The organism is Streptomyces sp. NPDC002463 (assembly GCF_042889835.1).
In the GTDB taxonomy this organism is placed as follows: Bacteria; Actinomycetota; Actinomycetes; order Streptomycetales; family Streptomycetaceae; genus Streptomyces; species Streptomyces nymphaeiformis.
Window position 1 is genome coordinate 171,854 of record NZ_JBIARL010000004.1, and the last position, 26,085, is coordinate 197,938.

A 26,085-nucleotide genomic window follows, 5' to 3' on the forward strand; every position below is an offset into this window, starting at 1 on the left:
CGTCCGGCGAGGCAAGAGGCGGCCGGCGGCCGGTGGCCGTAGTCTCGGACCTGTTCCGGAGGAGGACTTCTCATGCGCACGGTGACCTACTCGATGGGCGTCTCGCTCGACGGCTACATCGTCGGGCCGGACGGCAGGTTCGACTGGACGGCGCCCTCCGAAGAGGTCTTCCGCTTCTGGATCGACGAGATCCGCGAGGTCGGCGTCCACCTCCTCGGCCGACGGCTGTACGAGACGATGCTGTACTGGGAGACCGCCGACCAGGACCAGACGCCCGACGAGCTGGAGTGGGCCGCGCTCTGGAAGCCGCTCCCCAAGGTCGTGTTCTCCACCACGCTGTCGACGGTGCAGGGCCATGCCCGCCTGGCCTCCGGCAGCGTGGCGGAGGAGATCGAGCGGCTGCGGGCCGAACCGGGGGAGGGCGACATCGCGATCGGCGGCGCGACCCTCGCCGCCGAGGCTGCAGCGCTGGGCCTGATCGACGAGTACCGGACCATGGTCCACCCGGTGCTCGTCGGCGGCGGCATCCCGTACTTCCCCCGGAGCGAGCGCCGGGTGGATCTCGAACTCGTCGAGACCCGCACCTTCGACTCAGGAGTCGTCTACCTCCGCCACCGCGTGGCCGGCGCTGACGAGTCCTGACTCGTAGGCGCTGATCACCAGTTGCGCGCGGTCGCGCGCCCCCAGCTTGCCCAGCAGCCGACCGATGTACGTCTTGACGGTGCCGCCGCTGATCAGCAGGTACGCGGCGATGTCCGCGTTCGAGAGGCCGCGCGCGACCAGCACCAGGACCTCGCGCTCGCGCTCCGTGAGCCCATCGAGGACGGGGCCCCGCGCGTGGTGGGCGGGGGGCATACGAGCGAACTCGGCGATCAGGCGCCGGGTCACCGACGGCGCGAGGAGCGACTCTCCGGCGGCGACCGTACGGATGCCTTCGAGGAGCACCTCGGGGGAGGTGTCCTTGAGCAGGAAACCCGCCGCCCCGGCGCGCAGCGCGCCGTACACGTACTCGTCGAGGTCGAACGTCGTCAGGATGAGGATGCGCGTCCCGGCCGTCTCGGGAGATCCGGCGATGTGCCGTGTCGCGGCGATGCCGTCCATGCCGGGCATCCTGATGTCCATCAGCACCACGTCCGGGCGCAGCCGCCGCGTGCTCTCGACGGCTTCGGCGCCGGTGCCGGCCTCGCCGACCGTGGTCAGCCCCGGGGCGGTGTCGACGAGCACCCGGAAGCTTCCCCGGAGCAGGGACTGGTCGTCGGCGACGAGTACCCGGATCGGTTCGGTCACGCTGCCCCCTCCTGTCGGCGAGCGGCCAGGTCGGCCCTCGCGGGTTCGGCGGGAAGACGAGCCGACACGGCGAAACCACCACCGTGCCGAGGCCCGGCCTCCAGCGTCCCGCCGTACATCATCACGCGTTCCCGCATCCCCACGAGGCCGTGGCCACCCTGAAGACCCGCCCGGTCGGACACGGCCGCGTTCCCACCTCCGTCGTTCACCACCTCGATGTGCACGCCGCCACGCGAGTCCCCCGTGACCGTCACCCGGCAGTGTGCCCCGTCGCCGGCGTGCTTGATCGCATTCGTCAGAGACTCCTGCACGATCCGGTAGACCGTCAGTGCGGTGCCGACGGGGAGGGCGTCGGCCAACCGGGTGCGGAGCGCCGTACGAACGCCCGCCTGCTCCGCGCGCCGTACGAGGGCCGGCAGGTCGTCCAGACCGGGAGGGGGCGCCATCTCCGGAACCGTGTCCGCCGCGCCGGGGCTGCGCCCGCCCGGTCCTGCGGTGTCGCCGCGCAGTACGCCCAGGGCGCGCCGCATCTCGGTGAGCGCCTCCCGGCCGGTCCGCTCGATCACCTGCAGGGCGTCGCGCGTCTCCTCGGGGCGTTCCGCCGCCACGTGGTTGGCGACCGCCGCCTTGACGACGATCACGCTGAGGCTGTGCGAGACGATGTCGTGCAGTTCTCTGGTGATGCGCAGGCGCTCCTCGGCGAGCGCGTCCTCGGCCAGGCGCCGCTGCGCCCTGACCGCTCGCTCCCGCCGTTCGCGTACGGCTCGGCCCGCGGCCCAGGCGGAGCCGACGACCAGCCAGACGAGCGCCCCGGTCCCGGCGGCCTCCGACCGGGGGCCGGACGGGGTCAGGACCGCCTCACCGGTGAGGACAGCGGCCGCCGAGACGGCCAGGGTCAGGGCCAGCGCCGCCCGGGCCCGGCGCACCGGCTCGACGAGCGCCACCGCGTAGACGGCCAGGACCACGGCGACGTACGGATCGCGCGTGATGTCGAGGAGCGTCGCCGCCACCGAAGCGCCGAGAACCACGGCGAGGACGGGCAGGGGCCACAGGCGACGGACGGCCAGCGGCGCCCCCACCCCCACGGCCACCAGCCAGCCCACCCACGGCGGGCCGGAGAACCGGGGCAGGGCGTCGGACGCGTCCTGGCCGGCCGGCGCCGCGTAGGCCACGATCACGGCGACCGCCGTGCAGGCATCGAGGACCAGCAGATGCGCACCTGTCGGCAGGCGCCACCGTGCTATGTGCATCGCACGACGATACCCAGTGCGGCAATACCCGGCGCCGCTCATCCGACCCGCCCGAGAAGAATCATCGCGATGCCCACGACCCCCACGAGAACAACCCTTCCGGCGAACGTGACGGCTCGTGGCGCCGGTCCGGTGCGCCAAGCGGCCACCCCCAGGGGGACGAGTGCGACGCACAGGCCCGCGGCGGCAGCGACCGACCAGGCGGTCGTGCCCTTCAGTACGCCCAGCGGCATCGCCGACGCCAGGGCCAGCGCCGTCGCACGCAGCGGGCCGAGCACCCGCGCGCGGTAGGCGCCCACGGCAAGCAGCACCCAGCCGCCCATGATCGCGGCGTTCAGCGTGCTGAAGACGTGGAACGCGCCGTACGTCTCGCTCACCGTACGAGTCGCCGATGACGCCCCCTGGACGGTGACCAGCTGGAAGGCCAGGTGGTCGACGCCGGCGTGGAACGTCCGGGCGAACAGGCCGAGGACGGTGAGGACGCCGCCCCACACCGCCGCCTCCCGGTGACGCTCACCGATCCTGGCGGCGAGCAGCGCGACGCCCGGCCAGAGCAGCATCCATCCGGCGGCGACGAGGCTGTACGAGGTCCTCATGAGGTCCGGACGCTGCTCGTACGCGCTCAGTTGCGCCGGGAAGAAGAAGTCGAAGCGGAGGCGCAGCAGTATGCCGCCGAGCACCAGAAGGGGCCCGACGACGAGGGAGGCGCCGCCCACCCAGCGTCCGGGAAAGACGGGGTGCGGAGGCGTGAGGGTCGCGGTCGTGACGGTCATGGGGGGAACGATGCCGCCGCCGTACACACCGCGTCGTCGGAGCACGGACCACACTTGGGGGTCGGACCCTGGTCGTACGCAAGTGATCGGTGTACGCCTCCGGTCCGATCCACCAGGAGGCCGCCGGCCGCTCAGGTCGTCGTCGGCCCTGCCGCGGTCCCGCCGGTTCCGCCGAAGTGGGCCGTTGCCAGGACCGTGCCGTCGGCGGCCACCAGGCGGGCGCCGCTCAGGGTGTGAGGGTCCACGGGAGCCGGGGCGCCCCAGTAGCCGTAGCCGCCGCTGACCGGGAACGAGCCGAGCGCCACGGTGGACCCGTCGGCTCGCACGAGGAGGCACCGCACCGGTCCGGCGGGCGGCGGTCCGTCACCCAGGTCGACCGACATGTACACCCAGCCGTTCCCGCCCGTGGCGTCCGCCGGGTGCGCGAAGATCCGGCCCACCTCCCGGCCGCTCCCGTTCCCGGCCCGGTCCGGGGAGACCAGCGCCGCCTCCAGCACGTGCGGCGACGGGGCCACCACCTGGGGCGCGCTCTCCACCACGGTCCCGACCGCCCAGCCGCCGAACCCGAAGGCCACTGCCGTGGCCACGCCCGCCGCCGCGATGCGGAAGCGGTGCCTGCGCACACGGCGCCGGGCCGCGGGAGGGGACGTGGGGGCTTCAGGCGCGGGGGCCATGGCCCGTACCACCCGGCTCTCGAACCCCACCGGCGGCTCCGCCCCCGGCAGCAGCCCGAGCAGCCCGTCCCCGACCGCCGTCAGGCGCTCCACGTACGCCCGGCAGTCCGGGCAGCGGTCCAGATGGGCCACCGCCTCGGCCCGCTCGCGCGCGGGAAGGACCCCGAGCGCCAGCTCGGCACCCTCCTCACGCAGCCGCTCGCAGTCCATGCCGTTCACCGCGTCTCCTCGCTCTCCAGGAGCGCCCGCACCTTGATCGTTCCGGTCCTGATCCGCGTCTTCGCCGTGCCCAGCGGCACACCCTCGAAGGCGGCGACCTCCCGCGCCGTCATCCCGTAGATCCCGGCCATCACCAGCGCCCGCGCCTGCTCCCGGGGCAGCGCCGCCACCGCCCGCCGGACCCGCTCGGCCGCGTCGTCGGCGAGCGCGCGCCGCTCCGGGGTCTCCGACACGATCCCGACCAGCGCCTCGAGGTCCTCCGGCGCCACCGGGGTCGCGCGGCGGGCCCGCACCGCGTCGATCGCCAGGTTGTGAGCGATGGCCGTGAGCCAGGTCCGCACGGATCCGCGCCGGCCGTCGTACACCTGGGCGTGCCGCCACGCCCGCTCGAAGGTCTGCTGGGCCACGTCCTCGGCGAGCCGCGGATCGCCGAGGACGGCGACGGCCACGCCGTAGACCGAACGCTGGAAACGGCGCACGAACGCCACCGCGATCTCCGGATCGCCCGTGGCGAGACCGGAGAGCAGTGCCTCGTCGGGAACCCGCTCCAGCGGAAGGCCCATGCGTCCCACACCCGTGGATACGTACGACGTCCCCGAAGGGATCGCCTCCGCCCATTGTCCGCCGGATCGTCCGACCGGAACCGCAATCCCGGCGCGGCCCGGCCCCGTACCCCCTGTGGGGGACCGAACCGGAGGACAGAACGATGAGGGAACCACGTACGCGCGCGCTGCTCGCCCTGTCGGCCGCCGCGCTGGCCGGCCTCCTGGCCGCCTGCGGAGGCGGAAACGGCGGCGGTTCGAGCAGCGGCACCACCACACCGCCTCCCGCCCAGAACAGCACGGTCCCCGCGGGCACGACCCGGGTGACCGCGGACCTGGCCGACTTCAAGATCACGCTGTCCCAGAAGACGTTCACTCCCGGCGCGTACGCCTTCGTCGCGACGAACACCGGGAAGCACGACCACGCCCTGGAGGTCGAGGGACCGGGCGGCGAGAACCGCTCCAGCACCGTCTCCCCGGGTGAGTCCACCACCCTCACGGTGAACCTGAAGTCGGGGAAGTACGAGATCTACTGCCCGGTCGACGGGCACAAGGACCTGGGCATGAAGACCGAGATCACGGTGGCCGGCACCCCCGTCAACCAGCCGAGCACCCCCACCTCTCCGACCACTCCCACCTCTCCGGGCAATGGTTACTGACCGGACCCGCCGCGCCGCCGTACTCCTGCTGCGGCTGGCCGCCGCGGGTCTCACGGCGACGATGGGCGCCATCCACCTCAGCCTGTGGGCCGACGGCTACCGCGACCTGGCCACCATCGGCCCCCTGTTCCTGCTGAACGGCATCGTCGGGTGCCTCCTCGCCGTGGCGCTGCTCGTCACCCCGTACCGCTGGGTCGCACTGGTCGCCACCGCCACCGCGCTGTTCACGGCGGGCACGCTGGGCGCGCTCTTCCTCAGCCTCACCACAGGCCTGTTCGGCTTCGAGGAATCGACGGACGCGGAGCTGGTCCGCCCCACCCTCGCGGTGGAGACGGCGGGCATCGTCGTCCTGACCACCCTGGCGGTGGCGGGCCTGAGCCACCGGCACCGCCCGGCGGCGACCGGCCCTGGGAGGTGACGTCTGGGGTGTCGGTCATCCGGACGCCGGACAGCGGGGCAACTGACAGCGGGGCAACTGTCGGTCACCGGTCTCCGTCCCGGCCGACGGCTGCGACGCTCCACCAAACCCCTGACCTCGCCCTATCGTTGCCCTGAACTATTGCAGAGAGTGACCGCTTCGGGGATGATCTCCCGCCGTGACCGTCTTCCTCTGCCTCCTGCTCGGCGTGCTCCTCGTCGTGCTGCACCGCCTCTTCATCGCTCCGCGCCGTGCCGGGAACCGGGGCTGGGACGCCTTCGAGGCCTCCGCCTACGGCCTACCGCCCCGTGCGGCACTCGACCCGCGGCGCCCCGGCCCGCCCCCGCCGGCCCACCGTACGGAGGAGCGGCGGGCGGTCGCCGACGCCGCCTGGGGCGGGGACTGGAAGGCCGCCGAGCGGTACGTGCGGGCAGCGGGCGAGGACTGGGACGAGCGGTGGGCCCGGCTGGAGCTGCTCCAGCAGATCGCCCGCGAGGACGACGCCTGGCTCGACGCCTGGCGCGCCGCCGCACCCGGCGACTGCGACGCGGCCACCCTCCACGCCGGCATCATGGTCCACCGCGCCTGGGAGATCCGGGGCAGCGGCTACGCCCACGAGGTCATGACCTCGGACATGGACCGCTTCCGGGCCATGCTCCCGGCCGCGATCGAGGAGGCGCGGCAGGCCTCCCTCCTCGATCCGGCGAACCCGGGCCCCTGGGTCGTCATGATCACCGCGGCGCGCGGAGCCCAGTACCGCCGTGCGCAGTTCAAGCCGCTCTGGGAAGGCCTGGTCGCCCGCGCGCCGCACCACTACGAGGGGCACTGGCAGGCCATGCAGTACTGGTGCGCCAAATGGTTCGGCAGCGACCGGCGCATGATGCGGTTCGCCCGGCAGGCGGTACGCAAGGCCCCGCCCGGCAGCCCGCTCGCCGGGATCTACCTCCACGCCCTGACCGAGGTCGGCGACCGGTCCGCCGCCGTCACGCCCATGTCGAGGAGCGCGCTGAAGCGCATCGCCGCCTCGTTCGAGCTGGTCGCCCCGGACGACGAGCGCCTGCCGGCCCTGCGCCACCTCCTGGCCCATTCCATGGTCCGCTCGATGCTGTACGCACCCGCCCTGGAACAGTTCCGCCTGATCGGACCGTGGTGCGGCGCCCAGCCCTGGAAGAAGAACGGCAACCCGATCACGGCCTTCGAGGCGTCCCGTGCCACCGCGGCGAAACTGTCCCGAACCCGCCCCGCCCCGACGCCGCCGGTCCAGGGCATGGCCCGCTAGCCTTCTGAGTCAGGAACTCTTTTCAGATGTAGAAGCCTGGTCCGTGGCGCGTACTGGGCGGCCAAGGACAGTGACGGACGAGCAGGTGGCCGCACCGGTCACCAGAACTCCGGAGTCCATCCCGAAGAACGCGACCCACTGGTCGACGCGCGCGATGGCGAAGGAACCGGGCCTGTCGCAGTCGACCACATCCCGGGTCCGGCGGACGTTCAGCCTGGCTCCTGGCCCCCCCGGTTCCACCCGCACTTCTCACACCCATCGGATCGTCCTGGCTCGACCTCGTGGAGCGATGGTTCGCCTAGCTGACGAACCAACAGATACGGCGAGGCGTCCACAAGGCCGTCCGGGCCCTGGAGCAGGACTTCCGGACCTTCAAGTTCCCTGATCCGCGGTGCCCGCCGAGTCGGGCGGCCCATGGGAGGCCGATGACTCTGGCGGTCTCGAACTCGCGCGTGCGGTCGCCCCTCTGCTTCGGGTCCGGCCGGTCATGGCCGGCCGGACCCGGGCGGGAGGGATCCCGCCGCGTCGGTGTGCCGTTACTGAGGTCAGAAGACGAGCCTCCAGCTGTCGATGTAGCCCGTGTCGCGGCGTTCCATGTCCTGGACCCGGAGCCTCCAGGTGCCGTTGGCGACCTGGCTGGAGGCGTCCACCGTGTAGGTGGCGCGCAGGTTGGCGCCCGAGTCGCGCCAGTTCCACTTCCTCAGCGGGTACACCGTGCCGTCGGGGGCGACCAGGTCGATGACCAGGTCACCGCGGTAGGTGTGCTTGATGTCCACGTCCACCTTGAGGTCGCTCGGCGCCTGGCCCGAGAGCCCGGTGACGTCGACGTCCGAGAAGACCGGGGCACCCGGGACGCCCGTGCCCCCGTCCGGGATCGACACGTCGGTGGTGTTCTCGAAGATGCCCCTGGCGACGTACCAGGTGAAGGTCGCCGTGCTGAGGCCGTTCATGGAGCCCCTGACGGTGACGGTGACGTCGCTGGTGCCCACCGTGGTGGCGGTGCCGGTGATGAGGCCGGTGTGGTGGTTGATGGTCAGGCCCTCGGGGAGGCCGGTGGCGAAGTAGGTGAGGGTGCCGGGGTTGAAGCCGGTGGCCTGGATCTGGAAGCCGGCGGCCGTGTCGACCGCGCTGGTCCGTGGGCCGGGGTTGGTCAGCATGATGCCGTCGACGACGCGCGGGCCGACGTTGATGGCAGCCCAGGCGTTGGCGGCGTCGATGTAGGTGTCGCTGCCCAGCCCGTACAGGTCGGCGGCGGCCTGGAGGGTGGCGGTGCGGGCACCGGCGTAGTCGGTGGACGAGGTCATGTAGGTGGTGAGGGCCCTGTACCAGATCTTGACGGCGGCGTCCCGGCCGATCGCGGTGACCGGCAGGCCGTCGGAGGTCGGGGAGTCGTAGTCCACGCCGTTGACGGTTTTGGCGCCGCTGCCCTCGGAGGCCAGGTAGAACCAGTGGTTGGCCGGGCCGGAGGAGAAGTGGACGTCGATGGAGTCGATGCCGGGGTACCAGGCGTCGGCGGACCTTCCGTCCTTGGAGGGCTTGTCCATGTAGCGCAGCGGGGTGCCGTTGCCGCGGATGTCGATCTTGTCGCCGGCGAGGTAGTCGCCGGTGTCGGAAGCGTTGTCGGCCCAGAACTCCACCGCGGCGGACATGATGTCGGAGGTGGCCTCGTTGAGACCGCCGGACTCGCCGCGGTAGATCAGGCCCGCGGTGTTGGCGGTGACGCCGTGGGTCATCTCGTGGGCGCCGATGTCGATGGAAGTGAGCGGCTTGGTGTTGCCGGCGCCGTCGCCGTAGGTCATGCAGAAGCAGGTATCGGACCAGAACGCGTTGACGTAGTTGGTCCCGTAGTGGACGCGTGTGTAGGCGCCGACGCCGTCGTCCTTGATGCCGTTGCGGCCGTGGACGTCCTTGTAGTAGTCCCAGGTGAGCTGGGCGCCGTAGGCGGCGTCCACGGCGGCGGTCTGCCGGTCGCCGGTGGTGCCGTCACCCCAGGTGTCGTCCGGGTCGGTGAACAGCGTGCCGGTGCCGGTGCCGTTGCCGCCGTTGAGGTCGTAGGTCTTGTGGCCGCCGCGGGTGCCGTCGGTCATCGAGTAGCTGCCGTTGGCCGGTGTGGTGCCGATGGTGACCTGACCGGAGTACTTGCTGTTGCCGACGCCGGTCTCGATGCCCTGGAACTCGGACAGCTTCGCGCCGGTCGTGGCGTCGGTGATGACGTGCAGCTCGGAGGGGGTGCCGTCGGCCTGGGTGCCGCCGACCACCGTCTCCCAGGCCAGGGCCGGGGTGCCGGACGCGGCCCAGACGACCTTGCGGGCGGTGTCGGCCTTCGCCTTCGCGACGCCCTTGGCCTTCGCGCGGCCCAGCGCGAAGGCCTTCGCGGAGCCGGCGCTCTTGGCGGCGGTGGTGGAGGCGACGGTGACGGTCGCGTTGGTGGCCTTGGTGACGCCCTTGGCGGAGCCGTTCGCGGCGGTGTGGACGACCAGGTCGCCGCCCAGGACCGGCAACCCGGCGAAGGTCCGCTCGTAGCGGGTGTGCACCGTTCCGTCAGCGTCCTTGAGGACGGACTTCACCGATAACTGCTCTTGGCCGCCCAGGCCCAGGGTCTCGGCGGTAGTGGCGACGGTGGCCTGCGCGTCGGCGAGCAGCATGGCGCGCTCACTCGGGCTGAGCTGGACCTGCAGCGCACCGGCCCGGACCTGTGCCCTGGGTGCGTCGGCCTGGGTGCCGGCGGTGGCGGACGCGGGGAGCGCAACGGCGATCAGCGCTGCGCCCGCCATGAGCGCGCTCGCGGCAGCAGCCTTGCGGGGGGTCGATCTCACACGGAACTCCTTCTGCGGCGGCCAGGGGCGAGGCCGGTGACAGCCCGGGCAGGGGGTGCTGCCCGAGTAGAGCTGGCGGTGCGGTGAGGAGGACATGACCGCAGCAGCACGAGATTCCTGTGGGGAACGCCTCGCTCCGTGCGGCCGACCGAGAGCGTGGCATTGTCGACCTGCGCATGTCATCCGCTAGGTGGCGTCGGGTTCCTGACATGCCGGATTCCGACAGCCCGGGTGACTCCCTCTGGTTCTGCTGCCGCGCACGGTGGTGCAGCGGCAGTGCTGCAGCACCGCCGGATCTCCGCACCGCCTGGCCGGCCGTCACATCGGCTCTGCGCCGGCCACCTCCGGATGCGGTCCGTCAGCCTCCGTGGCGTCTCGTCGAGGTTGACGCCGATACCGCCTGCTCGGCAGCCGGCGCGGCCTGCACCGACCACTGAGCTGCCCGCCGCGTTCCTTGCCCGCCCCCTTGACCTCTGCAGCGCCGTCGTCGTCGAGTGGCGGCGAGCCGCCGCCGGGGACCGGGGCGCCTACGCCGCCGAGATCAGCCGCCGAACCACCCGGCCCGGCGGGCAGGGACCAGACCTGCACGGCCATCGATGACCTGAGCGGAAGGCGACGCACTTCCCGGAGCCATCGTTTGTCGGGCCGCTGCCCGAGCCGTCGCGGGGGCGGAAGCGGCTGGACGACCGCCGGGTCCTGAACAGGATCGTGTGGAAGCTCCGTACGGGGACGGTCTGGCGGGCTGAGCTGAGGGCAAGGGCCTGGACATGGGCCGGCCACCTCGGCACGACCTGCGCCGAATCATGGACGCAGTTCTCTACGTCGACCGCACGGGCATCCCCTGGCGGTGCCTGCCGCGCGACTTCGCGCCATGGGAGACGGTTCACGGGCACTTCGCCGCCTGGCGGAAGGACGGTGTCTTCGACCAGTCCAACGCGCTGCTCCGCCGCCTCGTCCCGGCGGTACTCGTCACGGCCGCGAGCGTCTCCGACAGCGCCGGCGGTCAGACCTCGTAGGGCCAGACGGTGACGTTGTCCGGTGCCACGCGGACCTCGACCCATGCCCCATCGACACCGTCCGGCAGAGGCGGGTCGGCAAGATCGAACAGGATCACCGAGCCGCCCACGTCCAGGGCCGCGCCTCCGTCCTCGTCGAGACTCAGCCGTCCGCGAAAGACGATGCGGTCACCGTCTTCCCGCAGTTCAGGCGGCCCATCAGTACTCGGTCGGGCGTTCTCCGTCCAGACGATGTCCTCATCCACGGTCCACTCGACATGGTGGTCTCGCCCCACCGCCTGGGGCGCTCCCCGCCAGAGCACCTCAGCAGTGCCCACTGCCGAGTGCACCCGGACGAGCATGGGCCCCGGCCGGGCCGCCTGCACTGCCTCTGTCTTGACCAACACCCGCCCATCATCCTCGAGTGGCTCACCAAGCACCTTCACCAGGACAAACGCTCTTTTGGGTCGTGTCTGGAAGTCGGTGACCCGTCCCCCTGGTGGCGGAGGACGGCACGACCAAGGCGCGGCTCGCCGACGTGAAGCCGGTCATGCGTGACACGCAGGTCGGCGAGACGGTGCCGCTCGACGGCTGGCGCCCGCGCCCGTACCGGTCCGGTGTCCCCGTCGAGGCGGACAGCGGACCGGAAGGGGGACCGTGTCAGCCGCGGTTGATCGTCTCGCAGGTGTTCGTGACCTGGTCGAGGGCGGCGACGTCCGCCGTGACGGTGTCGTTGGTACCGCCCTCGCACTCGACGCGGTCGTAGCCGCCGTTGCGGCTGATGATGACGTCGTTGCCCGCGAGGCCGCGGAAGGTGGCCCGGTCGGGTCTGGCGAGCCAGCCGTCGGGGTCCGCCAGGTGGTCGTCGGCAGTGCCTCCGACGAGGACGTCCTGGCCGGGGCCGCCGTTGAAGTCGACGGGGATGTTGAGGTCGGCGCCGGCCGCGAGCCGGTCGTCACCGTCGCCGCCGTCGGCGTGGATGGAGGTGATGCCGGCGATCTCCCCGCAGGTCGCCGTGCGCGGGCTGGTCTGGGTGCAGCCGGGGCCCGCGGTGATCCCGGCCGGGTCGGACACCCGCAGGAGCGGGGCGGTGGCGACGTAGAAGCTGACCTGGTTGTTCACGCCCGGCCGCGCCTCGAACGTGACGACCCCACCTGACCGGCTGACCGTCCCGGTGGAACATGCCGCGGCGGGTGTTGCGGAAAGCAAGGGCATGGCCAAAGCCGCGGCCAGTGCGGGCACGATGACGCCAAGGCGCCCACGGTCGCTGTACAAGCGCATTCCTGACTCCTGTCCAGATTGTCTGACATAGCCTGAAAAGCACTTTTGATGGATCCGTGGTGGATGTCAAACGCATGTGGTGCGATGCGGTGACTCCCGCGCTCGGTGGCGACTTCGCTGAAGGTTCGTCAGATGACTTCCGGAGCAGCCTCATTACTCGCACGTGAGTTCACCACGACACGCCCGTCATATGACTACCGGATGTAAATCCTGTGAAGGTACGATCACGCCGCCATCGCACTGACAGGGGGACATGTGGGGGCTGTGGGGACGAGCGCGGGCACGGGCGGGACCGCTCTGCCGACACTGAACATCGCGGCACTGCCGCTGGTCCTCGCCGGACCGATCGTCCGGCGGGTCGACCGGAACAGCGTCACCGTATGGCTGGCCCTCAAGGCCCCGCGCAAAGTGACGCTCGACGTATACGAAGGGGCCACGGGTGCTCTGCCCGCGACCCCCACCCTGACGGGCACCCGGGTCACCGCGCGCATCGGCGAGAACCTGCACATCGTCGCCGTGACCGCCACCGTCCCCTCCGGGGGGACGCTCAAGTCCGGGACGATCCACCGGTATTCGTGCCGCTTCGGCGAGGACGTGTCCTCGCCGACGACACCCGCGCCCGCCGCCGCGCCCGACCTCTTCGGCCCGACGATCGTCGCGGCGAACCGGGACGCCGCCCGCGACGCCCTGCTCTACGTCGGCACTTCGGGCGCGCCCGACATGCCGAGCTTCGTCACCCCGCCGGACCGCCCCGCCGGGCTCCGGCTCTTCCACGCCTCCTGCCGCAAGCCGCACGCCGAGGGCACGGACGCGCTGTCGATCCTCGACGAGGTGCTCGCCGCCGACGCCGGATCTGCCGAGCGGCGGCCCCAGCAGCTGATCCTGACCGGTGACCAGATCTACGCGGACGACGTCGCCGACGGCCTGCTGCACATGTGCACGGTCTACGGCAAGGCGCTGCTCGGGCGGGACGAGACCTTCTCCACCGTCCATCCGGCCTACCAGAAGTGGTGTTTCCGGCCCGGCTGGCGGCAGGAGATGACCCTCACCGACTTCCACATGACGAGCACCAAGGCGCGCAGCCATCTGCTGCGCTTCTCGGAGTTCCTCGCCATGTACCTCCTGGTCTGGTCGCCCGCGCTCTGGCCGGCGGTGCCGCCCGTGCGCTTCTTCGGCGAGCTGTTCCCGAAGGAGGCCGCAGCCCTCGGCGACCCCGACCACACGGAGTACTTCGGCCTCCGCGACAAGCCGGAGTACACCAAGGCGCACGAGCGGCTCATGGAGTACGTGGCCGACTGTGACCGGGTGGACGGCTTCCGCGGCACCCTCCACATGGTGCGCCGGGCACTCGCCAACACCGCCACGTACATGATGTTCGACGACCACGAGATCACGGACGACTGGTTCATCTCGCGGAAGTGGGTGCACGAGGTCTGCGGCACCGTCCACGGGCGCCGGTTCCTCGGCAACGGCATGGCGGCGTACGCCGTCTGCCAGGGCTGGGGCAACACCCCCGAGCAGTTCGCCGACGGACCCCGCGGCGAGGCGGGCCGTGACCTGCTGGCCGCGCTCGCCGCGCCCGACCACACGGCGTCCGGTCCGGCCGCGGTGATCGCCCGCCGGACCGGCGTGCCGAGCGGGGTCGACTCCGGCGGCCGGATCACCCGCCTGGACGGCTCGCTGACCTGGCACTACTCGGTCACCTGGAACGGCCACCAGCTCGTGGCCGTGGACACCCGCACCCAGCGCGTCTTCCGCGGCGGCTTCGAGGACCCGCCGTCCCTGATCTACTCCGACGCCGCCTTCACCTCGATGGTGGAGTCGGCCGAGGACCAGGGCCTCGACAAGGTGACCGTGCTGCTCTCGCCGTGTCCGGTGCTCGGCGACCCCGTCATCGAGGAGGTCGCGCAGCCGGCCGTGCGTCGCATCCAGGGGTACGCGGGCCAGCTCGACCAGGACTACGAGGCGTGGGGCCACGACCCGCGCGCCTTCGAGAAGTTCATCGCCCGGGTCCTGGGCCACGCCAAGCCCGGCGCCGACGGCGTCCGCCGCCGCCGCGTGATCTCCCTCGGCGGCGACGTGCACTACGGCTTCGCCGCCCGGATGACCTACCGTGCCGCCGCCCCGTACACCGGAGCGGCCGGCCAGGTCCGTTCCGTCCTGGCCCAGTTGACGTCCAGCTCGCTCAAGAACGAGGCGACGGGCACGATGCTGCTCCACCACATGGGCTTCAATCTGAGCCGCATCGACCTGCCGCACACCCGCCGGGCCGGCTGGGCCAACCCGTCCGGCAAGGACCTGAAGATACGCATGTACGACTCGTCCGGCGAGGCCACCCGCCAGACCTGGGTCCGCGAGAGTCCGGCCCTCCTCGAACTCGGCGAGACCGCCACCGTGCACAGTCCGCAGCCCGAGTGGGAGTACGAGCTCAGCTACTTCCGGCACACCGACCCGGACGGCACCGCGCCGCGCCCGGGCGGTCCCGCGCCGGTGTCCTTCCCGGCCACCGGCGACCGGCGGAACGCCCTCGCCCAGTACGTGCAGGCCGCCGACAACCACCGCGACTACATGTGGATCACCGGCAGCGGCCGCGAGATCGTCGGCCGGAACAACATCGGCGAGGTGCAGTTCACCTGGGACGGCCAGGACGCCAAGTCGGTGATCCAGACGCTCTGGTGGCACCTGCCCGGCAACAGCGGCGGCGCCCCCCTGACCCGGCTCGTCGTTCCCCTGGAGGTCGGCCAGACCACCGGCCCACCGCCCTCCACGCTGCCCGACCTGTACGGCGGCAAGGCCCTGCGCGAGGGCGACACCGACGCCTCCACCAACGGCGGCACCACCGGCGTCACCCACGTCAGCGACCTCCAGCGCGACCTCCTCGAACTGGGCTTCGCCGTCATCACCACCCGCGACGGCTCCTTCGGGCGAGATGTCCGCTGGGCCGTACGGGAGCTGCAGTCCTACGCCAAGATGGGCAAGGTCGCCCGAGTGGCCACCGCCGTCGTGCGCCTCGCCCAGCCGCTCACCGCCGGCGCCACCACCCTCACCCTGACCGCCGCCGCCACCGGCACCCCGCCCGCGCCGCCGTTCAAGGCGCGGATCGGCGACGAGAACGTGAACGTCACCGCCGTGTCCGGCGCCACCTGGACCGTCACCCGCGGAGCCGACGGCACCGGCGCCACCGCCCACCCGGCGGGCGACGCCGTCACCGCGCTGCGCGACCACCGCTGGGCCTCCGCCCTGGAGAGCGTCGACGTGCCCGCCGCCCAGCGGTTCACCGGACCCGTCAGCGGTGTCGTCGACACCGCCACCCGCCAGGTCATCGCCCGCTGGAAGACGTACGGCTGGCGCTGCCCCGTCGTCGTCGAGGCGTGGACGCTCAACGCCTCCGCCCACCCCGACGCCATCCCGGTCATCCCCGCCGCCGGCGGCCTCCCGGCCCGCCTCGCCGACAACCTCTGGCGCTGGGAGAAACCGATCAACGACACCAAGACCTCGCCCCGCATGTACGCCAGGGACTTCTCCGACTACTGGACACGGCCCGCGAGCCGCCCCGCCGACAGCTGGGAGGTCGACCGCAAGACCCCCATCGGCCAGCGCGCCCCCTACCCGGACCCCAAGGCCACCGCCGCGGACCCGTTCCAGATGATGGCCGGCCCGGTCGCCGAGCCGTCCCGGAGCCAGACCTGGGGGCCCGAGGCCGAGATCACCCCCGAGTCGCTCGTCGGCACCCCGCTGCGCGACCTCGACGCCGACACCCTGGCCACCTTCAAGGTGGTCCGGGCCGTCGCCGAGGTCGAGGCGCTCGGCTACTTCGACGCCGTCAACTGCTACGACCACGCCTTCGCCTCGCTCGGCCTGTGCCACTGGACCGCCGGCACCCGCAACTGGCACCCCTTGAACGAGCCCGGGCGGCCCGACCGCGCCCTGTGGGAGGTCAAGGACGGCGAGCTGTGGGCCTACTTCGCCTATCTCCGCAGCAAGGACGAGGCCTCCTTCCAGAAGGTCCTCGGGTTCTTCGGGGTGCAGCCGGACCGCGTCTGGACCGGCAACGGCCAGGGCGGCACCCCGTCCCCCTGGGTTCCCGCCGAGCGCAAGTACGCCGCCCGCGGCCTCATGACCCGGCAGGACGGCAGCACCGCCCCGCTCGCCGGCTTCCCCGCCCCGGGACCCGGCGTCACCCAGAAGTACGGGCAGTACGCCGAACACGAGTACTTCCGGCTCTGGCACTGGTTCTACCGCTTCGTGATGGCGGGCCGCACCCTGGACGGCTTCCGCCGCAACATGTGGGACATGGCCCGGATGCGGATCCGCGACCTGCGGGCCACGCCCTGGAACAGCGCCACCGCCGCCAACCCGTACCCGATGAAGGCGGGCACCACCATCGGTGACGTCTTCCGCTCCGAGAAGACCGCCGCCCTGCTGCACCGCTGGCACGTCTTCGGACCGGCGTACCTGCTGCGCGGCAAACCGAACGCCACGGCGTCCGTACGCCTGCAGAACGTCGTGAAGACCGCCGAGACCGACTCCGGCCTCACCTTCGGCGACGACCCGACCCACTGGAACGAGCACCACGAGGAAGCCCTCGCCGCCGCGATCCTCACCACCAACCCCTGCCCCGACACCTCGATCACCGGCTGGAAACCACACCCCGCCGACCACGACAGCCACAAGGGCTACTCGGACCCCGGCCACACCCTCCGGGTCGTCAACGACTGGCCGGACTGGTACGGCGGCAGCAACCTCCGCCACTTCACGCTGCCGCTCGCCGACATCCCCGCCGAGCAGCGCACCCTGCGCACCGCCCGTGACTTCGTGCTCGACACCCAAGGACTGCCCACATGACCGAGATACCCACCGACGGCGCGGGGGACCCCGGAGAACCCGAGAGCCCCGACGCGCCCCAGGGGCCCGTCGACGGTCAGAGCGCCCTCGTCACCGAGATCCTCCAGCTGATCGAGCCCCTCACCGACGCCGTCGCCAACCCCCTGCTCCTCGCCCGGCTGCTCGCGCAGATCGGCTGGAACCCGGACGCCGCCGGAGAGCAGGGCGCCGCCGACGTCGCCGACTGGCTGACCACCGCCGCCGGAGCGGTCGGCGGCCTGAAGGAACTGGTCGAGAACCCGCCCCAGGACCTGGAAGGCCTCGGCACCCTGCTCGACGTGGTCGGCGCCGCCGTGGACCTCGCCCGCGAGGTGCCGCCCTCGCTCGCCGTCTTCGACGCGGCCGCGTTCGCCGAGGACGTCGTCCACTTCCTCGTCACCGACTGGCTCCTGCGCCACCACGCGGTCCTCTACCACGTCCTCGTCCTGCTCGGCGTGGTCGTCCTGCCCCAGGAGGCCGAGCCGCAGACGCCCGTCGTCAACCAGGACGGCGACCCGGTACGGACCGACGTCGCCCGAGCCCGACTGCGGCCCGAACGGCTGATCGACCTCGTCACCGACCCGGTCGCCGCGCTGCGTGCCGACTACCTTCCCGGCGGCCTCGTCGACGAGGCCGCCGCCGACGCCCTGGCCGCGAAGCTGTGGCCCCGGCTCGGCGGGCTCCTCCACGAGCTCGGCGTACGGATCCTCGCCGGACTGGGCGAGTCCGAGGGCACCGGCCTCGACGAGGCCTCCCTCGCGCTCGGCCGCCGCATGCTGACCCTCGCCATCCCGATCGCGGTCGCCCCCGGCGTCAGCGGCGAGATCGGCGCCACCCTCGCCCTGTCCTCCCCGGCCTCCGGCGACCTCGGCCTGATCGTCGTCCCGCGCGGCAAGGCCGCCGTCCACCAGCTCCTCGGCGCAGGCTGGGCCATCGCCGCCGACCTGTCCGGCGCCGGACCCGCCCTCGCCGTCGGCCCCAGCGGCGTGCAGTTCAGCACCGACAGCGCCGGCCGCGTCGAACTCGGCCTGGAGATGGCGAAGTCGGGCGAGAAGACCGACGGAAAGGAGACGCCCGCACTGCTCCTCGGCAGTGCCGCCGGCACCCGCCTGGAGGTCGGACGCTTCCGCGCCTGGGTCAAGGCCGTCCTCGAGGACGTGCCCGAGGGCGCCGACGACCCCAACGACATCGAGATCGGCATCGCCGCCGACAAGGCCGCCGTCATCGTCACCGGCGGCGACGGCGACGGCTTCCTCGCCACCGTCCTGCCCCCCGAGGGCCTGCGCACCGAGTTCGCCCTCGGCCTCCAGTGGTCGCGCCGCAAGGGCCTGAGCTTCACCGGCTCCGCCGGGCTCGACGCCACCCTCCCGGTCAACGCCCGCCTCGGCCCCATCGAACTCCAGGCCATCCACCTCGGTCTCGGCGCGGACGCCACCCAGGGCGAGCTCGGCGCCTCGGTCTCCGCCACCGCCCGGCTCGACCTCGGCCCCGTCAAGGCCACCGTCGAACGCATGGGCCTGGAAGCCGGGCTCGGCACCTCCGACGGCAACCTCGGACCGGTCGGCCTCGGCGCCGCGTTCGCCCCGCCGAAGGGCGCCGCCCTCGAAGTCTCCGCCGGACCGGTCACCGGCGGCGGCTACCTCTTCTTCGACAAGGACAAGGGCGAGTACGCGGGCGTGCTCGCCCTCCAGCTGGAGAGCATCGCCCTCAAGGCCGTCGGCCTGCTCACCACCCGGATGCCCGACGGCAGCGAGGGCTTCTCCCTCCTCATCCTCGTCTCGGCCGAATTCACCCCGATCCAGCTCGGCTTCGGCTTCACCCTGTCCGGAGTCGGCGGACTCATCGGCGTCAACCGCTCGGTGTCCGTCGACACCCTGCGCGCCGGGATCCGCAGCAAGGCCCTCGACTCGGTGCTCTTCCCGCGTGACCCGCTGTCCCGTGCCCCCGAGATCGTCGCCACCCTCGGCGCCGTCTTCCCACCCACACCCGGACGGCACGTCGTCGGACCGATGGCCCGGATCGGCTGGGGCACACCCACCCTCCTCACCCTCGACCTGGCCCTCCTCCTCGAACTGCCCACGCCCGTACGGCTCGTGCTCCTGGGCCGACTGCGGATGGCGCTGCCCACCGAGGAGGCCGCCGCCGTCGTCGTCAACATGGACGTCCTCGGCGTCGTCGACTTCGAGCGCGGCGAGGCCTCGGTCGACGCGACCCTCTACGACTCCCGGATCGCGGCCTTCACGCTGACCGGCGACATGGCGATGCGCGCCCGGTGGAAGGGCCGGCCGACGTTCGCGCTCTCGGCGGGCGGCTTCCACCCCCGCTTCCAGCGCCCCGAGGGCTTCCCCGAACTGCGCCGGCTCAACCTGTCGCTGCTCCAGGGCGACAACCCGCGGGTGCGCCTCGAGGCGTACTTCGCCCTCACCGCCAACACCGTGCAGTTCGGTGCGCGCCTGGAGCTGTACGCCGCGGCGCTCGGCTTCAGCGTGGAGGGACTCCTCGCCTTCGACGCACTGGTCCGCTTCGAGCCCTTCGGCTTCGAGGTCGACATCGTCGGCCACGTGACCCTCAAGCGGGGCAGCCGCACGCTCATGGGCGTCGCGGTGGAACTCGCCCTGTCCGGCCCCGAACCGTGGCACGTACGCGGCCGCGCACGCTTCGAGATCCTCTTCCTCAGCGCCGAGATCAGCTTCGACCGCACCTTCGGAGAGCGGGCCGCGCCCGCAGCCCTGCCGCAGCCCGTCGACGTCGCGGCCAAGGTCGAGGAGGCCCTCGCCGACCCGCGCAACTGGACCGCGCAGCTCACCGGCGCGGGCCGCACCGTCGTCACGCTCCGGGAACTCCCGGACGCCGACGGCCGGCTCGTCGTCCACCCGCTCGGCGGACTCTCCTTCACCCAGCGCGTCGCACCGCTCGGCATCACCCTCACCCGGTACGGCACCTCGCCCGTTGCGGGTGACCCGCGCCTCGACCTGGAGCGGGAGCTCACGGTCGACGACACCGGCACCCCGGCGACCGCGCCGGTGACGGTGCCGCTCAAGGAGACGCGCGAGTACTTCGCGCCCGCCCAGTTCCTCGACCTGACGGACGACCAGAAGCTGTCCGCGCCCTCGTTCGAACTGCTCACGGCAGGCGCGAGCGCCGAGGGCGCGACGGGCCGGGCGCGGGAGCGGGCCGGAGTGTTCGCGTCCACCGTCGACTACGAAGAGGTCCTCCAGGACGGCCCCCACCGCGTCGAGGGCGACGCCGGAACCCCGGCCGCCTTCGCCACGGCGGGCCTGCGCACCGCCGCCGGACCCGCCGCCCGCGCGGCCACCCGCCGCACCGGCCGGCAGCGGTTCACCGCCGCCCCCCGCGACCTCGGCGTCCGCGACACCCGCTGGACCGTGTCCGGCGCCGGACACGAGACGACGGCGGGCCTGCGCCGGGCCACCGCGCCGACCGGCACGACCTGGACGGAAGCCGCCGAACAGCGCCGCGCGCAGACGGCACCGGGCCTGCGCCTCACTCCTGTGGGAGGCGCACGGTGACCTCCCGCACCCCGGCGCCCGGACGACCTCCGGGCGCCGCCCGAGCCTTCCCCCGTACCCCTCTGTGCCCGACCATCCCCATCACTCCCGGAGGGACCCGTTGAGCGGCCTGACCTTCCTGTCCTGGGTCCGTGAGGGCCTCGCCGCCGCCGGCGGAGCCGTCGACCCCCTCACCGGGCCCATGACCTCCCGTACGAACGTGACGCTGCGGCCCCGGCTGACCGGGCGCGACGCCGTCGCCGTGCCGGCGAGGCTGCTCGGGCCCGGGGACGTGACCGGGATCGACGCCGGCCAGGTCCTGAGGGTTTTCCCGGCGGCCGACACGGCCGACGCGGAGCCGCACCTGTTCCCGGCGATCGAGTTCGACCGCCCGGACCTGCCGTGGATGTTCACCCCGGCCGCCGCCACCGAGATCGGCCGGCTGCGCCCGTGGCTGGTGCTCGTCGTGGTCGAGGAGCGGCACGCCGAACTGCTGCCGTCCGACGGCGGCCTGCCCCGGCTGCGCTGCCCCCGCACCGAGCTGCCCGTCCTCGCCGAGTCCTGGGCGTGGGCGCACGCCCAGGTGGCCACGGACGAAGGCGCCGGCGAGGCCGAGGTGGACCGGATCCTGGCCGAGGAGCCGGACCGCACACTGTCCCGGTTGCTCTCCCCGCGCCGGCTGCGGCCCCGCACCCGCTACGTCGCCGCCGTGGTCCCCGCCTTCGACGCGGGCCGGCTCGCCGGGCTCGGACTGCCCGTGCCCGACGGCGAGCTGCGTCCGGCGTGGCCGGCCCCCGGCGAGCGGCCCGAGGTGACCGACTGGGTCCTGCCCGTCTACCACCACTGGCGGTTCGGCACCGGCCTCGACGGCGACTTCGAATCCCTCGTCCGCGGCCTGACACCGCGCGCCCTGCCCGGCGACGTCGGCACCCGCCCGATGGACGTGGGTGCCGCGGGCGGCGGACTGCCCGAGCTGCCCGCCGGACACCCGGGGCGGCTCCTCGACCTGGAGGGCGCGCTGCGCTCGGCGGGCACGGAGCCGCGCCCGTGGCACCCGGAGACCGCCGCCGCGTTCCGTACGGCCTACAAGGCGGCGCTCGACCAGGGCCCGCTCAACACCGAACTGACCGCGCCCGTCTACGGCTCCGCGCAGGCCGGCACCGGCGGACGGCTGCCGTCCCCGCAGGCGGGCCCCACGTGGCTGCGCGAACTGAACCTCGACCCCCGCCACCGCGTGGCCGCGGCCCTCGGCGCCGAGGTCGTGCGCCGCAACCAGGAGGACCTGGTGGCCGCCGCCTGGGACCAGGCGGCGGAGCTGCGGCGCGCCAACGAGGTGCTGCGACAGGGCCAGTTGGCCCGTACGGTCGCCGACAGCCTGCACCGGCGCCTGCCCGGCGCCGCATCCGGCGCCGCCGACGAACGCCTCGACGCGCGGATGCTCCAGATGACCTCCGCCGTCCGTGACGCCGTCGACTACGGCGACGGGACCGCGGCCGACGAGCTGGGCCGCAACAAGGAGGCCGGAGCGGCGATGGACCCGGCGTTCCGGCGGCTCCTCCGGCCCGGTGGTCCGGTCGCGCGCAGGGCCGCGGCCTCCGGGGCCGCTCCGGCGTCGGGCGACACGGCCGCGACCGGTCTCGCGGCCTCCCTCGCCGACCGCACCGAGGCGGCCGTACCACCGCTGCCGACACCTCCCGGACTGACCGGTGTCGACAACCTCGCCGGCACCGAGACCTTCGAGCAGCTGAAGGCCGACCGGCTGACCACCCGCTGGTGGGAGCAGGACCCGACCGAGCCCAGGGAGGACGTGGCACCCGCCGTGCCCGCCGTCCGCTGGGTGGGCGCGGCGATGCCGAACCGGGTGTTCGTCGTCACGGACGACGGCCGGCTCATGTCCCGGGTCACCCAGCAGAACGTGCCCGGCTGGGTCGACCACGGCTTCCCGCCCGGCACCACCTGCGCCTCCCCGCCCTCGGCCGTCCGTGACCTGCACGTCTTCGTGATCGGCGCCAACAGGCACCTGTTCCAGCTGCGCTGGGACGGCGAGCAGTGGGTGTGGCTGGACCACGGATGGCCGTACGAGAGCTCCGGCTACACCCGTCCGCTGGAGATCGGCGAGGGCCGGCTCACCACCGCCGTCCGCTACCGGCGCCCCGACGGGCTCGGCTCCACGACCTACCTCCACCAGGGAGCGTACGTCGTGGACGACTACGGCTACCTGTGGGAGCTGCACGGCCGCGAGGAATCCTGGGGCTGGAACCGGATCGGCATGCCCGGCGGCTTCTGGATCACGGGCGTCCGCTCGCAGGACCCGTGGGAACTGCTCCTCGTCAACCGGGCCGGCAGCCTGCTCCGGCTCACCCACAACGGCACCGACTGGGTCCATGAGGACCTCACCGGCGCGCAGCCCACGGCGCACGGCTTCGGCGCCGACCGGGGCGTCCCCGTGCGCGCCCAGGACGGCCGCTACTACGGCGTCGGCAACGACGGCGTGCTGTACCTGAGCTGGTGGTTCGGCCCGCACGTGCTGTGGATGCCGGTGGGTGGCATGCCGCCGCTGTCCCGGTTGATGGGGCTCGGCCACGACGGCAACGCCGTCATCTCCTCCACCACGTCCTCGGTGTTCGTGTTTCCCCCCACCGGCACCCTGCCGGGTGGTGACCGCGTCCCCTCCGGATCCGACCAGGGCATCCAGGGCGCCACGTACGGCTCCCTCGTCCACGTCGTCGCGGACGGGCAGCTGATCGTCGTCGACCGCGCCGGGGACAACGTCTGGCACCCGCTCGGGCGGCCCGAGTTCGGCGGCAAGGGAAACCCGGCGGCCGCACCGCCCGCCCACATCCGCTGGCGTCCGCGCCTGGGCTTCCTGTCCCACCTCCTCGTCGGCCACGTGGACGCCCCGGCCGGGATCAACATCCCGTACCTGCGTCTCGGCCGGGCCACGGACTTCGACGGCTCGGTGCGCGGCGGCTGGCAGCTCAAGCCCGCCATCGGGGAGCGGATGTCCGCCGAGGACACCCAGGGCTTCGGCATCGCCACCGCCGACCTGGACGACTCGGGCCGCCCGGACGCGCTGCTCTTCTGGATCGAGGAGTACAACAACAACGGCCACGTCGGGAACTTCGGCCGCTACATGATCGCCCGGGACCTCGACGGCGAGGCCAACCCCTCCTGGTGGGTGGGGCCGGTGGCCATGCCGACCCCCATGTCGACACCGACCACCTCCTCCGGCGGACTGACCGAGGGTGCGTACGTGCAGGCGGGCAGCGCGACCCTCGCCGACCTCGACGGCGACGGCAACCAGGAGATGATCGTCGTCTACCTGGGCGGTCTGAAGGGCAACAAGCGGCTCTTCATGCGGATCGGCTGGAACATCTCCCCGGAGAACGGTGTCGCACGCGGCGGCTGGTCGGACTCGGTCGAACTGCCCTGGCCGGGCCGGCCGGACGACTACGCGCCCGCCGTCACCGGCCTGGGCGTCGCCGTCGCCGACCTCAACCACGACCTGCGTCCCGAGCTGATCGTCATGCTCACGGAGCAGACCGCCGCCGGTGCCACGACCTCGTACCGCGTCGGCTGGAACATCAACGCACGGGGACGGATCTCCGCCTGGGGTCCCGTCGTCCCGGTGCCCGGCACGGTTCCCAGGGCCGCGGGCGCGGGGATCACGGTCGCCGACTTCAGCGGCACCGAGAAGCCGGACCTCGTCGTCCTCGTCCTGGAGGACGGACCGACCGCCAACTCGGCCTCGTACCGGATCGGTTGGGACGTCGACGGCGGATCCGGCGCGCCGCGCGCCTGGTCCGACCCGATCACGGCCGACGCGGGCGCCTGGTACGGCTGGACCAACCAGGGCGCGGGCGTCGCGCTCGCCGACCTGCCCGGCACGGTCGCCGAACGCCGCCGCACCATCACCTCGGACTTCCGGACCGCCGCGCAGACGCACCAGAAGGCGCTGATGGCCGCGCACGGCCGCGCGGTCCAGCAGACCGAACCCGCCGTGGCGCTGCGCCCGCTGGCCGGTGCGGTACGGGCCGCGACCGCACCGGAGAAGGCCGTCACCGCCCGGGTGGCCGCGCGCATCGACGGCGCGGACCTCGCGGCCTCCGGGCTCCCGGACCCGCTGGGACCGCTGCTCGCGCCGCCCTCCTTCGCCCAGCCGATGGCCGAACTCCTCACCGAACTGGGCAGCGACCACCTGCTGCCCGGCGTGCAGAACGTCCCACCGGACACGGTGACCCTGCTGCGCGCCAACAGCCGGTTCGTCGAGTCGTTCCTCGCCGGCGCCAACCACGAGCTCGGCCGCGAGCTGCTGTGGCGCGAGTTCCCCACGGACCGGCGGGCGACCGCCTTCCGGTACTTCTGGGACGCGCGCGGCACCGTCGAACCGGGCCGGGAGCAGCCCGACGTGCCGCCGATGCGCGACTGGGGCCGCATGACCGGACTCGGCGACCACACCCGCAAACCGGCGGGCGGCGAGGACGCGGTGGTCCTGCTCGTCCGCGGCGAGGTCGTGCGGCGCTTCCCGTCGCTCGGGCTGCACGCCCGGCGCGCGCTGGCCCCGACCGTGCCCGGGGGCCCGCGCCGTCTGGGCGAGCAGCGGGTCGAGCTGGTGTTCTCCGGGGAGATCGGAGCCGACGTGCTGTTCGTCGGCTTCCCGTTCACCGTGGCGGAGGCGCTGGGCTCGGACACCGACCCCGGCTGGTTCTTCGTCTTCGAGGAGCACCCCACCGCGCCCGCCTTCGGCCTGGACGAACCCCCGAAGAACCCGGTGTACGGGCCGAGACCCTTCACCTGGAGGGACGTCGACTGGGCGGCGACGGTCCGCAGCGCGGATGAGCTGGCCGCGATGACGTACCTCGGCGCGGTACCGGCGTTCGGCGCCGACCCGCGTCCCCTGCACCCCGGCCCGGGCGCGCCGTCGCTGTCCTTCGGCCGCAACGCCGCCTCCCTGGCACACATCACGCTCCAGCGACCGGTACGGGTGGCCCACCACGCCTCCGCGCTGCTCCCGCTGCACGGGCCGGGCCTGCGGGTCACCCACGTCCGCAAGCGGGTGCCCGGCAGCGACCGGGTCTTCGTCCGCGAGATCGCCGGCCGACACCCGGGCGGCCGCTGGTGGCGCATGTCCCTGACGGAGGCGCTGGAGGCGCTCGACGCCCGCCAGGCGCTGTACGTGGAGCAGACCCCGGGCGTGCGTGCGGCCGTGGTGGCGGCGGCGGGCACCGACGGGGAGCGCCACCTGCGCACGGTGGCCGACGACGATCCGTCGGACAACCTGTCGGAGCTCCCGACGATCCCGCCGGAGGCGTACGAGGTGCCGGTTGCGTACCCGGCGGCTCCGGGCACGGCCTCGTGACGCCGTGCGCGACCGGGCCGCGGCATAGCCGCTGCGGTCCGGCCGCCGGCCCCGGCGTCTCCGGGCGCGGCCTCGGAACGCCGCGGGCTGCCCGGCGGCTGCCGGGATCCTGCCGACGCGGCCCGGCTGCCGGCCCAGGAGCCCGCGGGCGCGCCCTCGTG

15 protein-coding genes and 1 pseudogene are annotated in these 26,085 nt (G+C 73.0%); 8 read left to right on the top strand and 8 right to left on the bottom strand.

Annotation, left to right across the window (positions count from 1 at the left end; translation table 11 throughout):
• Nucleotides 1-72 precede the first annotated feature (72 nt).
• Nucleotides 73-642 carry a dihydrofolate reductase family protein gene (locus tag ACFYX3_RS11000; RefSeq protein WP_389010951.1) on the top strand — a complete coding sequence of 190 codons (570 nt, stop codon included), beginning with the start codon at nt 73-75 and terminating at the stop codon, nt 640-642.
• Here the strand turns inward: ACFYX3_RS11000 and ACFYX3_RS11005 are convergent.
• The 5 genes from ACFYX3_RS11005 to ACFYX3_RS11025 all read right to left on the bottom strand — a co-directional run bounded on the left by ACFYX3_RS11005 (nt 592) and on the right by ACFYX3_RS11025 (nt 4,766).
• Nucleotides 592-1,287 carry a response regulator gene (locus tag ACFYX3_RS11005; RefSeq protein ID WP_389010954.1) on the bottom strand — a complete coding sequence of 232 codons (696 nt, stop codon included), beginning with the start codon at nt 1,285-1,287 and terminating at the stop codon, nt 592-594. The genes ACFYX3_RS11000 and ACFYX3_RS11005 overlap by 51 nt on opposite strands.
• Nucleotides 1,284-2,537 carry a sensor histidine kinase gene (locus tag ACFYX3_RS11010; protein WP_389010957.1) on the bottom strand — a complete coding sequence of 418 codons (1,254 nt, stop codon included), beginning with the start codon at nt 2,535-2,537 and terminating at the stop codon, nt 1,284-1,286. The genes ACFYX3_RS11005 and ACFYX3_RS11010 overlap by 4 nt, the downstream gene beginning before the upstream one ends.
• A 38-nt stretch (nt 2,538-2,575) precedes the next feature.
• A complete protein-coding gene (locus ACFYX3_RS11015) occupies nt 2,576-3,310 on the bottom strand; it encodes a hypothetical protein (protein WP_389010960.1) in 735 nt (244 codons plus the stop codon).
• Between the two features lie 131 nt (nt 3,311-3,441).
• On the bottom strand, nt 3,442-4,194 hold the full coding sequence (locus ACFYX3_RS11020; protein WP_389011527.1) for a hypothetical protein: 753 nt from the start codon (nt 4,192-4,194) through the stop codon (nt 3,442-3,444).
• A gap of 5 nt (nt 4,195-4,199) precedes the next feature.
• Nucleotides 4,200-4,766 carry a sigma-70 family RNA polymerase sigma factor gene (locus tag ACFYX3_RS11025; protein WP_352025577.1) on the bottom strand — a complete coding sequence of 189 codons (567 nt, stop codon included), beginning with the start codon at nt 4,764-4,766 and terminating at the stop codon, nt 4,200-4,202.
• Nucleotides 4,767-4,909: 143 nt separating this feature from the next.
• Between ACFYX3_RS11025 and ACFYX3_RS11030 the strand changes: the two genes are divergently transcribed.
• The 3 genes from ACFYX3_RS11030 (at nt 4,910) to ACFYX3_RS11040 (ending at nt 7,101) form a co-directional block, all read left to right on the top strand.
• Nucleotides 4,910-5,404, top strand: a complete 495-nt coding sequence (locus ACFYX3_RS11030; protein ID WP_376583954.1) for a plastocyanin/azurin family copper-binding protein — start codon at nt 4,910-4,912, stop codon at nt 5,402-5,404.
• Nucleotides 5,394-5,822: a hypothetical protein gene (locus tag ACFYX3_RS11035; protein ID WP_389010965.1), complete on the top strand. Its 429-nt coding sequence runs from the start codon at nt 5,394-5,396 to the stop codon at nt 5,820-5,822. The genes ACFYX3_RS11030 and ACFYX3_RS11035 overlap by 11 nt, the downstream gene beginning before the upstream one ends.
• Nucleotides 5,823-6,000: 178 nt before the next feature.
• A complete protein-coding gene (locus ACFYX3_RS11040; RefSeq protein WP_389010968.1) occupies nt 6,001-7,101 on the top strand; it encodes a hypothetical protein in 1,101 nt (366 codons plus the stop codon).
• Between the two features lie 545 nt (nt 7,102-7,646).
• Here the strand turns inward: ACFYX3_RS11040 and ACFYX3_RS11045 are convergent.
• Nucleotides 7,647-9,917: a M4 family metallopeptidase gene (locus ACFYX3_RS11045; RefSeq protein ID WP_389010971.1), complete on the bottom strand. Its 2,271-nt coding sequence runs from the start codon at nt 9,915-9,917 to the stop codon at nt 7,647-7,649.
• 696 nt (nt 9,918-10,613) lie between these two features.
• Between ACFYX3_RS11045 and ACFYX3_RS11050 the strand changes: the two are divergent.
• Nucleotides 10,614-10,873 (top strand): annotated as a pseudogene (locus ACFYX3_RS11050) (transposase); the annotation flags it as partial.
• A gap of 47 nt (nt 10,874-10,920) precedes the next feature.
• Here the strand turns inward: ACFYX3_RS11050 and ACFYX3_RS11055 are convergent.
• Both ACFYX3_RS11055 and ACFYX3_RS11060 read right to left on the bottom strand, forming a co-directional pair.
• Nucleotides 10,921-11,178 (bottom strand): hypothetical protein, encoded by a 258-nt coding sequence (locus ACFYX3_RS11055; protein WP_389010974.1) that lies wholly within the window; start codon nt 11,176-11,178, stop codon nt 10,921-10,923.
• A gap of 394 nt (nt 11,179-11,572) precedes the next feature.
• Nucleotides 11,573-12,034: a hypothetical protein gene (locus ACFYX3_RS11060; RefSeq protein WP_389010977.1), complete on the bottom strand. Its 462-nt coding sequence runs from the start codon at nt 12,032-12,034 to the stop codon at nt 11,573-11,575.
• Nucleotides 12,035-12,457: 423 nt separating this feature from the next.
• On the opposite strand from ACFYX3_RS11060, the gene ACFYX3_RS11065 reads away from it, so the two are divergent.
• The 3 genes from ACFYX3_RS11065 (at nt 12,458) to ACFYX3_RS11075 (ending at nt 25,924) form a co-directional block, all read left to right on the top strand.
• Nucleotides 12,458-17,038 (top strand): hypothetical protein, encoded by a 4,581-nt coding sequence (locus tag ACFYX3_RS11065; RefSeq protein ID WP_389010980.1) that lies wholly within the window; start codon nt 12,458-12,460, stop codon nt 17,036-17,038.
• Nucleotides 17,035-20,586, top strand: coding sequence for a DUF6603 domain-containing protein (locus tag ACFYX3_RS11070; protein WP_389010983.1), 3,552 nt, complete (start codon nt 17,035-17,037; stop codon nt 20,584-20,586). Before ACFYX3_RS11065 ends, ACFYX3_RS11070 begins: the two co-directional genes overlap by 4 nt.
• Nucleotides 20,587-20,686: 100 nt before the next feature.
• Nucleotides 20,687-25,924, top strand: a complete 5,238-nt coding sequence (locus ACFYX3_RS11075) for a DUF3892 domain-containing protein (protein WP_389010985.1) — start codon at nt 20,687-20,689, stop codon at nt 25,922-25,924.
• The last annotated feature ends 161 nt before the right edge of the window (nt 25,925-26,085 follow it).